Here is a 14,004-nt window from a genome sequence, read left to right on the forward strand (position 1 = left end):
CTCGGCACGGCTCGGGCGGCCCGCGACGGCCGGCGTGGCCGCCGCACTGGCCGGCCTCGGCGCGGCCGAGCTGACGGCCGCCCTGCTCGCCCCGGTGGGCAGCCCGATCTTCGCCGTCGGCGCGCTCGTCATCGACCGTGCCCCGGCCTGGTTGAAGGAACTCGTCATCGCCCTGTTCGGCACGGCCGACAAGGTCGTCCTGGTGTTCTGCGTCGCGCTCGGTGCCGTGGTGCTGGCCGCGGCCGCCGGGGTGCTGGAGTTCCGGCGGCCGCCGATCGGGCGGGTCCTCGTGGCCCTGGCCGGCGCGCTGGCCGTCTTCGCGGTGCTGTCCCGGGAGAATACCGCCGCCTTCGACGCGATACCCGCAGTGCTGGCGATGGTCGTTTCGGCCGTGCTCCTCACGGTGATGGTCGCCCAGCTGCGCCGCACGCCCGCAGGCGCCGAGGCATCCGCCCCGGACCGCCGTCGGTTCCTGGCCTGGGCCGGGGCCAGCGCCGGCCTGGGCGTGCTCGCCGCGGCCGGCGGGCAGCTGATCTCGGCCGGTATCCGGGCGACGGATGCCGCGCGCGCGCGCTTCACGCTGCCGGCCGCGGCCGTACCCGGTGCCCCGATCCCGGCCGGTGCCGCGCTGGAGATCCCCGGCCTCACTCCGCTGATCACCCCGAACGCCGACTTCTACCGCATCGACACCGCCCTTCAGGTGCCCCGGATCGACCCGGGAACCTGGACGCTGACGGTCACCGGGATGGTCGAGAGGGAGATCGAGATCGACTTCGCCGAGCTCCTCGCCCTGCCCCTCGAGGAGAGCACGACCACTCTCGCCTGCGTCTCCAACGCCGTCGGCGGCGACCTGATCGGCAACGCGACCTGGCTGGGCTACCCGATCCGGCTGTTGCTGGCGCGCGCCCGGCCTCTGGCCGGGGCCGACATGGTGCTCTCCCGCAGCGAGGACGGCTGGACCGCGGGCACCCCACTGGAGGTGCTCACCGACGACCGCAACGCGATCCTCGCGGTGGGGATGAACGGGGAGCCGCTTCCCCTCGAGCACGGCTACCCGGTGCGCATGGTCGTGCCTGGGCTCTACGGTTACGTGTCGGCCACGAAGTGGGTGATCGAGTTGAACGTGACCCGTTTCGACCGGGAGACCGCCTATTGGACGACGCGCGGCTGGACCGACCGAGGACCGGTCAAGCTCTCCTCCCGGATCGATGTGCCGAGCCGGAACGCCGACGTCGCTGCCGGACCGGTGATCGTGGCGGGCGTGGCCTGGTCGCAGTACGTGGGCATCCGCGGTGTGCAGGTGCAAGTTGACGACGGAGCCTGGAACGACGCGACCCTGGCCGACGCGATCTCGGCCGACACTTGGCGGCAGTGGAGCTGGGTCTGGCCGGCATCGGCCGGGCGCCACACCCTGCGGGTTCGGGCGACGGATGCCGCGGGTCTGGTGCAAACCTCCGTGCACCGGGACGTGATCCCCGATGGGGCCACCGGCCTGCACGATATCCCGGTCACGGTCGCCTGAAGCGACCCCTCACCCCTCACCGCCCCGCGACAGCCGGCCGGCGCGGGCGTATCCTCAACAGCGAAAACCACGCAGCGTGCCGGCGCATTGCCGTGCCCAGCTTGAGAGGACGGGAATCATGCACCGGAATGACGGCTCGACAGCGCGCGCCGGCGGCTCACGTCGCCCCCCGGCAGCGGAGTAGACGCCCATGCCCACCCAGACGAAACTGACCCCCGCCGACCGGCGGCACTTCGAGAAGCTGCTCCGCCATCAGCGCCACGACCTCGACATCGCGCTCGGCCGGATCGGCACCACCCTCGACGGTGTGCTCGAGGCCAGAAACGCCGGCACCGCCGACGACGAGCACGACCCCGAAGGACCCACCCTGACCATGGAGTGGTCGCGCATCTCGGGTGTGCACAGCGACCTGGCGGCGCAGTCCGCGGCGATCGACCAGGCCTTGGCGCGCATCGCGGACGGCAGCTACGGGTTCTGCACCCGCCGGGGCGAACCGATCGGCCGGGAACGACTCGAGGCCCGGCCGTCCGCGGAGCTGTGCATCGACTGCGCGCGCGAGTTGGAGGCGCACCGCCGGGCCTGACCGAACCGATTCGACGGAGATTCTGGTCTCCAGAGCGGTTTTTGGTCATTCTGGGGCCGCTTTGGGCAAAATCTCCGTCGAATTCGTTCCGGACGGAGCACCTGCGGGTCGGTCTCGGAGACGGCCCCTAGACCTCGTCGGCGACCGCCGCCGCGAACTGGGCGGTGTAGAGGGCGTGGTACGCGCCAGTCGTTGCCAGCAGTTCCTCGTGCGTGCCCTGCTCGACGATCCGGCCGGCCTCCATCACCAGGATCAGGTCGGCGTCCCGAATCGTGGAGAGCCGGTGCGCGATCACGAAGCTGGTGCGCTCGGCGCGGAGGGCGCTCATCGCTTTCTGCACGAGCACCTCGGTGCGCGTGTCGACCGAGCTGGTCGCCTCGTCCAGGATCAGCACGCTGGGCTTGGCGAGGAACGCGCGGGCGATGGTGAGCAGCTGCTTCTCGCCGGCGCTGACGTTGCTGCCCTCGTCGTCGAGCACGGTGTTGTAGCCGTCGGGCAGCGTGCGCACGAACCGGTCCACGTAGGTCGCGCGCGCCGCGTCCAGGATCTCCTTCTCCGTGGCATCCGGATGCCCGTAGGCGATGTTGTCGCGGATCGTGCCGCCGAACAGCCAGGTGTCCTGCAGCACCATGCCCATGCGTCCACGCAGGTCATCGCGGGTCATTCGGCGCACGTCCACGCCATCGAGCGTGATCCGGCCGGCGTCGAGCTCGTAGAAGCGCATCATCAGGTTCACCAGCGTGGTCTTTCCTGCCCCGGTGGGGCCCACGATGGCCACGGTCTGACCGGGCTCGGCCACCAGGCTGAGGTTTTCGATCAGCGGCTTGTCCTCCGTGTAGCGGAACGAGGCGTTCTCGAAGACCAGTCGGCCGTGGGCGGCCGTGGGGGCCTCGGCGCGCTCCGGGTCGGGGCTCTGCTCATCGGCGTCGAGCAGGGCGAAGACCCGCTCGGCGGAGGCGACGCCGGACTGCAGCAGGTTCGCCATCGACCCGAGTTGGGCCAGCGGCTGAGTGAATTGGCGGGAATACTGGATGAACGCCTGCACATCGCCGAGCTGCATGGCCCCGGATGCCACCTGGAGGCCGCCGACGACGGCGATCCCGACGTAGACGAGGTTGCCGATGAATGTCATCGCCGGCATGATCAGGCCGCTGACGAACTGGGCGCCGAAGCTGGTCTCGTAGAGCTCGTCGTTCTTGGCTCGGAAGCGTTGCTCGACCTCCTTCCGGCGACCGAACACCGTGACCAGGGCGTGGCCGGTGAAGGTCTCCTCGATCTGGCCGTTCAGCTCGCCGGTGTGGGTCCACTGGGCGACGAACAACTTCTGCGAGCGCTGGGCGATCAGGACGGTCGTGACCAGGGTCAGCGGCACCGTGACCAGGGCGATCAGGGCCAGGAGAGGCGAGAGCAGGAACATCATCACGATGACGCCCACCACGGTGAGCAGTGAGGTGACGGCCTGGCTCAGCGACTGCTGCAGGCTCTGTGAAACGTTGTCCACGTCGTTGGTGACACGGCTGAGCAGCTCGCCTCGCTGCACCGTGTCGAAGTAGCGCAGCGGGAGGCGGTTGATCTTCGCCTCGATCTCGCTGCGGAGCCGGAACACGGTACGCTGCACGACGCCGTTGAGCACATAGGCCTGCACGTAGGCGAACACGGAGGACAGCAGGTAGAGCGCCATCGCCCAGAGCAGCACGGTGGAGAGCATCGCGAAGTCGATGCCCTGGCCGGGCGTCAGCGTCATCCCGCTGAGCAGGTCGGCCCTGCCGGTGTCGCCGGAGGCGCGCAGCTGGTCGATCACCTGGGCCTGGCTCACCCCGGCAGGCAGGTCCTGGGAGATGACGCCGGAGAAGATCAGGTTCGTGCCCTCGCCGAGCAGACGGGGTCCGAGCACGGAGAACGTGACACTCGCGACGGCGAGAACCAGGACCAGACCGAGCCACAGACGCTCGGGGCGCAGCGTGCCGAGCAGCCGTTTCGCCGACGGGCCGAAGCTCATGGCCTTCTCGGCGGGGGCGTTCATACCGCCGAACGGACCGTGGCCGGGGCCCCGCGCGGGCGGGCGGGCCGAGGCCCCGGATGTCTGGCTCATACTGCTTCCTCCGCCGCCAACTGGGACGACACGATTTCCTGGTACGTCTCGTTCGATTCGAGCAGCTCGTCGTGGGTGCCGCGGCCGACGATGCGGCCGCCTTCGATCACCAGGATCTGATCGGCGCCGACGATGGTCGACACCCGCTGGGCGACGATCACCATGGTGGCGCCGCCCGTGCCGACGGCCAGTGCCTGGCGCAGCCGAGCATCCGTAGCCAGGTCGAGCGAGGAGAACGAGTCGTCGAAGATGTAGAGTTCGGGCCGTTTGACCAGGGCCCGGGCAATGGCCAGGCGCTGCCGCTGCCCGCCAGACACATTCGTGCCGCCCTGCGCGATCGGGGCATCGAGTCCGTCCGGCATCTCCGCCACGAAGTCGCGGGCCTGCGCGATGGTCAGTGCCTCCCAGAGTTCCGCCTCAGTGGCGTCGGGCTTGCCGTAGAGCAGGTTGCTGCGCACGGTGCCGGAGAACAGATACGGCTTCTGCGGCACCAGCCCGATGCTGCCCCAGAGCAGGTCGGGGTGGAGCTCGCGCACGTCCACCCCGTCGACCCGCACGCTGCCGTTGGTGGCGTCGAAGAGGCGCGGCAGCAGGTTGACCAGGGTGGTCTTGCCCGAACCCGTGCTGCCGATGATCGCGGTGGTCTGCCCCTGATGCACGGTAAAGCTCACGCCGGAGAGCACCGGCTGCTCGGCGCCGGGGTAGGCGAAGCCCACGTCCACGAGTTCCACCTCGCCGCGGCCGACACTGTCGACGACGGGGTGGCGCGGCGGGCGCACGCTGGACTCGGTCTCGAGCACCTCGCCGATCCGGTCGGCCGACACGGTCGCCCGCGGGATCATCACGGCCATGAACGTGGCCATCATCACGGCCATCAGGATCTGCATCAGGTAGCTGAGGAAGGCAACCAGGGTGCCGACCTGCATGGACCCGTCCTCGATCCGGAACGCCCCGAACCAGATCACGGCCACGCTGGAGACGTTCAGGACGAGCATGACGACCGGGAACATCAGGGCCATCAGGCGGCCGGCCTGAAGGGCGGTGTCGGTGACATCCGTGTTCGCCTTGCCGAACCGCACGGACTCGACGTCTTCGCGCACGAACGCCCGGATGACGCGGATGCCCGTGAGCTGTTCCCGCAGTACCCGGTTCACCGTGTCGATGCGGGTCTGCATCAGGCGGAACAACGGCACCATCCGCGCGATGATCAGCCCGACCGCGATCAACAGCACGGGCACGCTCACGGCGATCAGCCAAGACAGCTGCACGTCCTGCCGGATGGCCATGATCACGCCGCCGATGGACAGGATCGGTGCGGTGACCATCATGGTGGCGGTCATCAGCACGAGCATCTGCACCTGCTGCACGTCGTTGGTCGACCGGGTGATCAGCGACGGGGCGCCGAACCGGGTGACCTCCTGCTCGGAGAACTCGCCGACCCGGGAGAAGACAGCGCCGCGCAGGTCGCGTCCGAGCCCCATGGCGGCCTTCGCGCCGAAGTAGACGGCGACGATCGCGCACACGATCTGGAACAGGGTGATCAGCAGCATCAGGCCACCGATGCGCAGGATGTACTCGGTGTCTCCCGTGGCGACGCCCTCATCGATGATGTCGGCGTTGAGGGTGGGCAGATAGAGCGAGGCGATCGCCTGGGCCAGCTGGAACACGACGACGGCCGCCAGCAGCCGCCGGTACGGCCGCAGGTATGTCACGAGCAGTTTTCGGAGCATCGGATCTCCTAGCGGGGGGCGTTCGTCGGCGTCGGGGAGCCGATGATGCCGTAGAGGATGAGGGCGGTGAGCTCATCGTCGTCGAAGTCGGGGCCGGCCGTGATGTGGGGCACGGATGCCGCAAGCGCGATCATCCGGATGACCTGCCCTGCCCGCTCCGGGGCAACCGTGAGGCGCAGGAGGTCAGGCGCGAGCACGTCGGCGAGCAGCACGGTGAACTCGTGCGCGACGTCGTGGGTGTGGGGTCTGCCCATCGAGCCCACCGCCGTCATCAGCGCGAAGACCTGCGCGAAGCGGCGGCGTAGCAGGGAGACCATGGCACGCACCCGTTCCTCGAGCGGGAGCTCACGGTCGAGCGCGGCAAGTTCGAGACGGAACGGCTCGGGGTCGAGCTGACGGTCCATGGCCGCCCGGAGCAGGTTGTCCTTGCTGTCGAAGGCTCGGAAGATGGTGCCCTCGGCGATCCCGGCACACTGGGCGATCTGCCGAGTGGTGACGGTCTGACCGTGCTCGATCAGCAGCGGTGTGACCGCGTCGAGGATCATCGACTGCCGGTCCTCGACGGATAGGGCTTTCGCGCGCGCAGGTTTGACGGACATCCCCCCAATCTATCTGAGTGAGCACTCACTCACAAGGTGGATGGGGGTTCGGGTTCCAGGAGGACGGTTCAGGCGAAGAGGTCCGAGATCCAGGCCACATCCTCGGGCGACGGCCTCCACGCGCTGCCCTCGGTGGCGTTCTGCAGGATCTGTTCCGGGCGGGTCGCTCCGGCAATGACGCTGGTGAGCCCCGGCTGGGCCAACAGCCAGGCGAAGGTGGCGGCGAGCATGGTCACGCCGCGCTGGTCGCAGAACGCTTCGTACCTTTCGATAACGTCCCAGGGCGCGTTCCGGGTCAGGTGCGGCCGGACCATCATGATGCGGCTGTCGGCGGGGCCGCCCGCACGGGAGAACTTGCCAGTGAAGAGCCCGTTGTAGAGGGGGAAGAAGGGTAGGAAGCCGAGCCCGTACGCATTGACGGCCGGCAGCACGTCGTCTTCGGCGTCACGCACCAGCAGGCTGTACTCGTTTTGCGCCGAAACGAACCGCGGATGCCCCGTCAGCCGGGCGGTGAACTCCGCCTCGGCGATCTGCCAGCCGGCCAGGTTGGAGTGGCCGATATAGCGCACCTTACCCTCGCGGATCAGGTCGTCGAGGGTCTGCAGGGTCTCCTCGATCGGGGTGTTCGGGTCAGGCTGGTGCAGTTGGTACAGGTCGATCCAGTCGGTCTGCAGGCGCCGGAGGGACGCCTCGACGGCCAGTCGGATGTAGCGACGTGAGCCGCGGGCGCCCCAGTCGGGTCCGTTCCGACCGTTCATGTCCATGCCGAACTTCGAGGCGAGCACGATCTGGTCGCGCTTGCCCCGCAGCGCGTAACCCATCAGCGTCTCGCTGAGGCCGCGTTCCGCGCCGTAGATGTCGGCCGTGTCCAACAGGGTGATCCCGGCGTCGACGGCCGCGTTGACGACGGCGGTGGTTCCGGCCTGGCTCTCCGTCGCGGTTCCGGCGCGTCCGAAATTGTTGCAGCCCAACCCGATCGTGGACACCATGAGCCCCGAATTGCCCAGTCTGCGGTACTCCATCTGCTCCATCCCTCCACATTAGGCTCGCCGGCCTGTGCTAGACAGGACTCAACCACGAAGGGGTACCAGTGAGTCGTTTCACACTCGGAGTCATGTCCCGTTCCGGTAAGCCGAATGAACGGCGCTTGCCCATTCATCCGTCACATGTCGAACGGATCGATCCGGACCTCCGGGAGCAGATGTTCCTCGAACTCGGCTACGGCGAGCAGTTCGGCGTGTCGGACGAGCAGCTGGTCCCGCTCGTGGGAGGGCTGCGCTCGCGCGCGGACCTCATCCGGGAGTGCGACGTCATCCTGCTCGCCAAGCCTCTGCTGGCGGATGTCGCGGCGCTGCGCGATGGACAGGTGCTCTGGGGCTGGCCGCACTGCGTGCAGGATGAGGAACTCACCCAGCTTGCCATCGACAAGCGGCTGACCCTGATCGCGTTCGAGGCGATGAACCACTGGACCGGAGGCGGCGAGTTCCACCTGCACGTGCTGCACAAGAACAACGAGCTCGCGGGGTACTGCTCTGTGCTGCACGCCCTGTTCCTGATCGGTTCGACGGGCGACTACGGCCGCAAGCTGCGTGCCGCGGTGATCGGTTTCGGGGCCACCGCCCGGGGCGCCGTGACGGCGCTCAACGCCCTCGGTGTCTACGACGTCACGGTGCTGACCAATCGCGACGTGACCGCGGTCAGCTCCCCGATCCACTCCGCCCAGATCGTGCAGCTCGACCACGGCGACGGCACGAACGGGAACTTCGCCCTGCCGGGAAACGAACGGGTGCCGCTACCCGAGTTTCTCGCCGGCCACGACATCATCGTGAACTGCGTGCTGCAGGACCCAAACGCCCCGCTCATCTTCCTGAGCGACGACGACCTCCCGATGGTGGCCCCGGGGTCGCTGATCATCGACGTGTCCTGTGACACCGGCATGGGTTTCAGTTGGGCGAAATCGACGACGTTCGACGAACCGACCTTCCGGGTCGGCACCAACGTCACCTACTACGCGGTCGACCACAGCCCGTCGTACCTCTGGAGCTCCGCCACCTGGGAGATCAGCGAGGCGTTGTTGCCGTACCTGCGCGAGGTCCTTGCCGGCGAGGTCGCCTGGACCGCCAACGAGACCCTTCGGCGGGCCATCGAGATCCACGAGGGGATCATCCGGAATCCCAACATCCTGGCATTCCAGCACCGCTCCCCCGAGTATCCCCACACTCGGCTCGCCTGAAGCCGGCCGGTTCCTCCCCAGCCCGGCCCGGCGTTGTTCCCACGCCAGGTCCGAAACCCGCGCTGTGCGCAGGGCGCCGCCGACTACAGTCGAGGCATGACGACCATCGGAACCTTCCTGATCCGGCTGCCCAGCCCCATTGGGCGGCTGGAACTCACGAGTGACGCCGAGCGCATCCTCTCTCTCTCCATCGAACGCGACGGACAGCTGCCCCTCGACGAGACCCCGGAAGCCCCGTCGCCCCTGCTCGACCGGGCCGCGCGCCAATTGGCGGAGTATTTCGGGGGCACCCGCACGGTTTTCGACCTGCCCGTGGCGCCGAGCGGGGGCACTGCGTTCCAGCAGGGCGTCTGGCAGCGACTGTCCGAGCTCGGTTTCGGCGAGGCGACCTCGTACGGCGAGCTGGGACGATCGCTGGGCAAGCCGGGGTCCGGCCGGGCCGTGGGCGGCGCCGTCGGGGCGAACCCCGTTCCGATCCTGATCGGCTGCCACCGGGTGCTCGCCGCCGACCGTCGCATCACCGGCTACAGCGGCGGCAGCGGAGTGCCCACCAAGGTCTGGCTCCTCGACCACGAGGGCATCGAGCACCGCTCATGAGCACCCCGGCGACCGGCGCGCTGCCAGCCGAGGCCACGACATCCGCCTCACTGAAGCTCGGTGACGACGGGCTCGCCCGCTGCGGCTGGGTCGGCGGCGACCCAGAATACCAGCGCTACCACGACGAAGAGTGGGGGCGACCGCTCCGGGACGAGAGGCTGCTGTTCGAGAAGCTGTGTCTCGAGGGGTTCCAGGCCGGCCTGTCCTGGATCACCATCCTGCGACGTCGGCCGGCCTTCCGGGCCTCCTTTTACGACTTCGACGTCGACCGCGTGGCCGTGATGGACAACGTCGACGTCGCCCGGCTCCTCGGGGATGCGAGCATCATCCGGCACCGCGGCAAGATCGAGGCCGCCATCCGGAACGCCCAGGTCACCCGTGACCTCGGCGAGAGCCTGACCGAGCTGATCTGGAGCTTCGCGCCCGAACCCCGTCGCCACCGGCTGCGGGAGCGCGGCGAGGTCCCGGCGACCACACCGCAATCGATGGCACTGAGCCGGGAGTTGCGCACCCGGGGCTACACGTTCGTCGGCCCCACCACCATGTACGCCCTGATGCAGTCGGCCGGCCTCGTCGACGACCACCTGAGCGGATGCCATCGGTCGAACGACGCCTGACCACCCCAACGCCGACGGCTGACGCTATGCCGACCGCCGCCCTGCCAGCCGCCACGCTGCCAACCGCCGCCCTGACTGCCACGGGCTGCCCGACCGCGGGCTGTTGTGCGTGAGGTGCTCCTCGAGGCGAGTAAGTCCTGAACGATTGGTTCTGGCGCGCCCGCACTACAGCCCTGACTGCACCGTGTGGACGCCGTTCATCACGGGCGGAGCGCCGTGTCCGGTGTCGAACCAATTCGACGGAGATTCTGCCGAAAATGAGCACATTTCTGGGATTTAGGGGATATTCGGGCGGAATCTCCGTCGAATTCGTTCGGGACGGAGTCGCCGCGAGGCCTCGGACTCAGACATACGGCGGTCGGAGCGCACGTTCATCCCCCTCCGACTCGCGGTCACGTCTCTCCGACGTGGTCATCGAAAACGACCGCTTCGGAGCCCCCAATCCGCGAATCCTCATCGCCCCCAGCCTTCGGGACTCGCGCGTCTATCGGAGGGACGGCAACAGGCCGAATGCGCGTACGGCCTCGCGCTCCTCGATCAGCTCAGCGACGGACGCGTCGATCCTCGCCCGCGAGAACGCGTTGATCGCCAGGTCCGGCACGATCTGCCAGCGGCCGTCGACAGCCCGAACCGGGAAGGAGCACACGAGCCCCTCCGGCACGCCGTAGGAGCCGTCGGAGCTGACGCCCGCCGAGGTCCACCGCTCACCGGTCCCGTTGACCCAGTCGTAAACGTGGTCGATGGCTGCGCTGGCCGCGGAGGCCGCGGACGATGCACCGCGGGCCTGGATGATTTCGTAGCCTCGGTTCGCCACTCGGGGGATGAAATCGTCGACGAGCCAGTCCTGCGCCACCAGCTCGGAGACCGGACGTCCCCCGGCGGTGGCGTGGAAGACATCCGGGTACTGACTGGCGGAATGATTGCCCCAGATGGTGAGACCGTCGAGTTCGGCGACGTGCACCTGCAGCCGGCTTGCTAGCTGAGCGATGCCGCGGTTGTGGTCCAGTCGCGTCATGGCGGTGAACCGGTCGGCGGGGATGTCGGGGGCGAAGGCACTGGTCACCAGGGCGTTGGTGTTGACGGGGTTGCCCACGACCAGCACGCGCACGTCGGATGCCGCGCCCGCGTTGAGGGCGGCCCCCACCGGACCGAAGATGCGGCCGTTGCTTTCGAGCAGCGCGACGCGCTCCATGCCGACGGCTCTAGGGCGGGATCCGACCAGGAGGGCGATGTTGACGCCGTCGAAGGCGCGCACGGGGTCTTCGGTGACCGTCACGGAGCGCAGGAGAGGGAACGCGCAGTCCTGCAGTTCGAGGGCGGTGCCCTCGGCTGCTGCGCGCCCCGAGGGGATCTCCATCAGGGTCAGGTTGACGGGAACGGTCGGGCCGAGGAGGTCTCCGGACGCGATCCGGAAGAGCAGCGAATAGCCGATCTGTCCGCCGGCGCCGGTGACGGTGACATTCATTGGTGTGGACACGAAAGCCAGCCTAGGGCCGGAATGTGCCCGCGTCAGCCTCGGGTTGCGGCAACCTCGGCGGCGACGACCAGATTCAGCTCCCGGACCGCTCCCGGGCGCAAATCGAAGCCTGCCCCCGGTGCCCAGTCGAGCAGCTCTACGGCGGTGTCGAAGGACCGACCGTGCCGGATCAGAGCCCGGGTGAAGTTCCCCTTGGCCGTCTTGTTGAAGTGGTTCACGGCTCGCGTCTGGCCGTCCGCCGTCTCCGTGACCACGCGCAGAAACACCGCGTCGGGCCGCACCGGCGCGGGGCCGAGCGCCACGTACCCGTTCGAGCGGAGATCCAGCAGGAGCCCCGCTGACCCCGCCAGAACGCAACCCACAGCGCCCGCCCAGTGCTTCTTCAGCGGCAGCTCCGGCAGCCTGGAATCGCAGGACAGCCGGTAGGCCGGGAGGAGATCGAGAGCGCCGACCGGCCCGAACAGGGCGGAATGCACGAGGACGTTCCGGCCTGCCCAGTCGCGTTCCAACGGGGACAGGCTGGCGGCGTCGAGGGCGTCATAGACGACGCCGGTGTACCGGTCGATGGCCGGCATTGTGGCGGCGGAGGACAGCACGCGATTGCGCTCCACCTCCGCGGACTGCGTGCGACCCAGTCTTAGGGCCGACATCATCGCATCCGGATGCTTCGCAAGCGACTGCAGCGCACGCACAAGTACCCGCCGCTTGGGTCCAAGCGACGGGTACGTGAGGCTCTGCAGGTCAAGCGGTAATTCGATGCCCCCGTGACGTTTCGTCTCGGACGGCGGCAGAAGGATCAGCACACTGACTAAACGAGTTCTGCCTTGCGAGCGACGATCGTGACCACATTGTTGGCGACCGACAGGAAGCCGTCCGCCGCCTCGGCGATGATTTTCTCGCCGCCGCTCAGGGTCACGCGCACCTCACCGCTGGCCAGGATGGCCAGCATGGGCTCGTGCCCGGGGAGGATTCCGATCTGGCCTTCGACGGTGCGGGCGACAACCATGCTCGCCTCGCCGGACCACACCTCGTGGTCCGCCCCGACGACGCTGACCTTGAGCGAAGAATCGGCCATGACTAGTCGTTCTCCTTCTGGATTTTCGCCCACTTCTCTTCGACGTCGGCGATGCCTCCGACGTTGAAGAAAGCCTGCTCGGCCACGTGGTCGAAGTCACCATTGGCAATCGCCGTAAAGGATTCGATGGTGTCCTTAAGCGATACCGTGGACCCCTCGACACCCGTGAACTTTTTGGCCATGTAGGTGTTCTGCGACAGGAACTGCTGGATGCGGCGTGCGCGGGAGACGGTGACCTTGTCCTCCTCGGAAAGCTCGTCGACACCGAGGATCGCGATGATCTCCTGCAGTTCCTTATTCTTCTGCAGAATCGCCTTGACGCGAACGGCCGTGTTGTAGTGATCGGCACCCAGGTAGCGGGGGTCGAGGATACGGCTGCTCGAGGTGAGCGGGTCGACGGCCGGGTAGAGGCCCTTCGAAGCGATCTCACGCGACAGCTCGGTGGTGGCGTCGAGGTGGGCGAACGTGGTCGCCGGGGCCGGGTCGGTGTAGTCGTCAGCAGGCACGTAGATGGCCTGGAGCGACGTGATCGAGTGGCCACGGGTCGACGTGATGCGCTCCTGCAGGATGCCCATCTCGTCGGCCAGGGTCGGCTGGTAGCCCACAGCGCTGGGCATACGGCCCAAAAGGGTCGACACCTCAGAGCCAGCCTGAGTGAACCGGAAGATGTTGTCGATGAAGAGCAACACGTCCTGCTTGGCAACATCGCGGAAGTACTCGGCCATGGTGAGCGCGGAGAGGGCGACGCGCAGACGCGTCCCCGGCGGCTCATCCATCTGGCCGAACACGAGGGCGGTCTTGTCGAAGACGCCCGCCTCTTCCATCTCGTGGATGAGATCGTTGCCCTCACGGGTGCGCTCACCGACACCGGCGAACACGGACACTCCACCGTGGTCCTGCGCGACACGCTGGATCATTTCCTGGATCAAAACGGTCTTGCCGACGCCGGCACCACCGAACAGGCCAATCTTTCCACCCAAAACGTACGGGGTGAGCAGGTCAATGACCTTGATGCCGGTCTCGAACAGCTGCGTCTTGGATTCCAGCTGGTCGAAGGGCGGTGGCTTGCGGTGGATGGGCCAGCGCTCAGTGATTTCGATCTTCTCGCCGGGCTCCGCATTGAGCACCTCGCCAATGGCGTTGAACACGCGCCCCTTGGTAACGTCCCCGACGGGAACCGTGATGGGCGAGCCGGTGTCCCGGACCTCCTGGCCACGAACCAGACCGTCGGTCGGGTTCAACGCGATGGCGCGAATGAGGTCGTCGCCCAAGTGCTGGGCAACCTCGAGCGTGATCACGGTCGACACATCACCGATGACGATGGTGGTCTTCAATGCGTTGTACATGCCCGGAATCGAGTCGTGCGGGAACTCGATGTCGACGACCGGGCCCGTGACCCGGGCGATCCGGCCCACGGCCACGGTCTCGACCGGTGCATGGACTGGCGCGGTTGCGGTGTCAGTCATAGCTCTCTCTTCT

General features: G+C 67.8%; 13 protein-coding genes. 5 read left to right on the forward strand and 8 right to left on the reverse strand.

Annotated elements, in window-relative coordinates; genetic code table 11:
- Both E3O18_RS08575 and E3O18_RS08580 read left to right on the forward strand, forming a co-directional pair.
- Nucleotides 1-1,522 (forward strand): molybdopterin-dependent oxidoreductase (locus E3O18_RS08575; RefSeq protein ID WP_241978156.1); only part of this gene is annotated, 1,522 nt, incomplete at its 5' end.
- A gap of 190 nt (nucleotides 1,523-1,712) precedes the next feature.
- On the forward strand, nucleotides 1,713-2,105 hold the full coding sequence (locus E3O18_RS08580) for a TraR/DksA C4-type zinc finger protein (protein WP_134395716.1): 393 nt from the start codon (nucleotides 1,713-1,715) through the stop codon (nucleotides 2,103-2,105).
- Between the two features lie 127 nt (nucleotides 2,106-2,232).
- On the opposite strand, the gene E3O18_RS08585 is transcribed toward E3O18_RS08580, so the two are convergent.
- From E3O18_RS08585 to E3O18_RS08600, 4 genes are all read right to left on the reverse strand, one after another.
- The gene (locus E3O18_RS08585) at nucleotides 2,233-4,197 is read right to left on the reverse strand and encodes an ABC transporter ATP-binding protein (RefSeq protein WP_134417911.1); all 1,965 of its coding nucleotides are present in this window, start codon (nucleotides 4,195-4,197) and stop codon (nucleotides 2,233-2,235) included.
- The gene (locus E3O18_RS08590) at nucleotides 4,194-5,927 is read right to left on the reverse strand and encodes an ABC transporter ATP-binding protein (RefSeq protein WP_134417912.1); all 1,734 of its coding nucleotides are present in this window, start codon (nucleotides 5,925-5,927) and stop codon (nucleotides 4,194-4,196) included. The genes E3O18_RS08585 and E3O18_RS08590 overlap by 4 nt, the downstream gene beginning before the upstream one ends.
- Nucleotides 5,928-5,935: 8 nt before the next feature.
- Nucleotides 5,936-6,526, reverse strand: a complete 591-nt coding sequence (locus E3O18_RS08595) for a TetR/AcrR family transcriptional regulator (RefSeq protein WP_134417914.1) — start codon at nucleotides 6,524-6,526, stop codon at nucleotides 5,936-5,938.
- Between the two features lie 68 nt (nucleotides 6,527-6,594).
- Nucleotides 6,595-7,557 (reverse strand): aldo/keto reductase, encoded by a 963-nt coding sequence (locus tag E3O18_RS08600; protein WP_134417915.1) that lies wholly within the window; start codon nucleotides 7,555-7,557, stop codon nucleotides 6,595-6,597.
- A gap of 83 nt (nucleotides 7,558-7,640) precedes the next feature.
- Here E3O18_RS08600 and E3O18_RS08605 point away from each other — a divergent pair, with 83 nt between their 5' ends.
- From E3O18_RS08605 to E3O18_RS08615, 3 genes are all read left to right on the forward strand, one after another.
- Entirely contained in the window at nucleotides 7,641-8,759 is a 1,119-nt protein-coding gene (locus E3O18_RS08605) for a N(5)-(carboxyethyl)ornithine synthase (RefSeq protein ID WP_198410908.1), read from the forward strand.
- 96 nt (nucleotides 8,760-8,855) lie between these two features.
- Nucleotides 8,856-9,356 (forward strand): methylated-DNA--[protein]-cysteine S-methyltransferase, encoded by a 501-nt coding sequence (locus tag E3O18_RS08610; protein ID WP_104099711.1) that lies wholly within the window; start codon nucleotides 8,856-8,858, stop codon nucleotides 9,354-9,356.
- A complete protein-coding gene (locus tag E3O18_RS08615; RefSeq protein ID WP_134395728.1) occupies nucleotides 9,353-9,973 on the forward strand; it encodes a DNA-3-methyladenine glycosylase I in 621 nt (206 codons plus the stop codon). Before E3O18_RS08610 ends, E3O18_RS08615 begins: the two co-directional genes overlap by 4 nt.
- Before the next feature lie 484 nt (nucleotides 9,974-10,457).
- Here the strand turns inward: E3O18_RS08615 and E3O18_RS08620 are convergent, their stop codons facing one another.
- From E3O18_RS08620 to atpD, 4 genes are read right to left on the reverse strand one after another with little or no spacing between them, the layout of a single operon-like run.
- Nucleotides 10,458-11,438: a malate dehydrogenase gene (locus tag E3O18_RS08620; protein WP_134395762.1), complete on the reverse strand. Its 981-nt coding sequence runs from the start codon at nucleotides 11,436-11,438 to the stop codon at nucleotides 10,458-10,460.
- Nucleotides 11,439-11,482: 44 nt separating this feature from the next.
- The gene (locus E3O18_RS08625; RefSeq protein WP_134343227.1) at nucleotides 11,483-12,253 is read right to left on the reverse strand and encodes a peroxide stress protein YaaA; all 771 of its coding nucleotides are present in this window, start codon (nucleotides 12,251-12,253) and stop codon (nucleotides 11,483-11,485) included.
- 5 nt (nucleotides 12,254-12,258) lie between these two features.
- Nucleotides 12,259-12,525 (reverse strand): F0F1 ATP synthase subunit epsilon, encoded by a 267-nt coding sequence (locus E3O18_RS08630; protein WP_134395731.1) that lies wholly within the window; start codon nucleotides 12,523-12,525, stop codon nucleotides 12,259-12,261.
- 2 nt (nucleotides 12,526-12,527) lie between these two features.
- Nucleotides 12,528-13,991 carry a F0F1 ATP synthase subunit beta gene (gene atpD / locus E3O18_RS08635; RefSeq protein WP_104099706.1) on the reverse strand — a complete coding sequence of 488 codons (1,464 nt, stop codon included), beginning with the start codon at nucleotides 13,989-13,991 and terminating at the stop codon, nucleotides 12,528-12,530.
- Nucleotides 13,992-14,004: the final 13 nt, after the last annotated feature.

The organism is Cryobacterium sp. TMT2-42-4, assembly GCF_004402645.1.
Lineage (GTDB): Bacteria > Actinomycetota > Actinomycetes > Actinomycetales > Microbacteriaceae > Cryobacterium > Cryobacterium sandaracinum.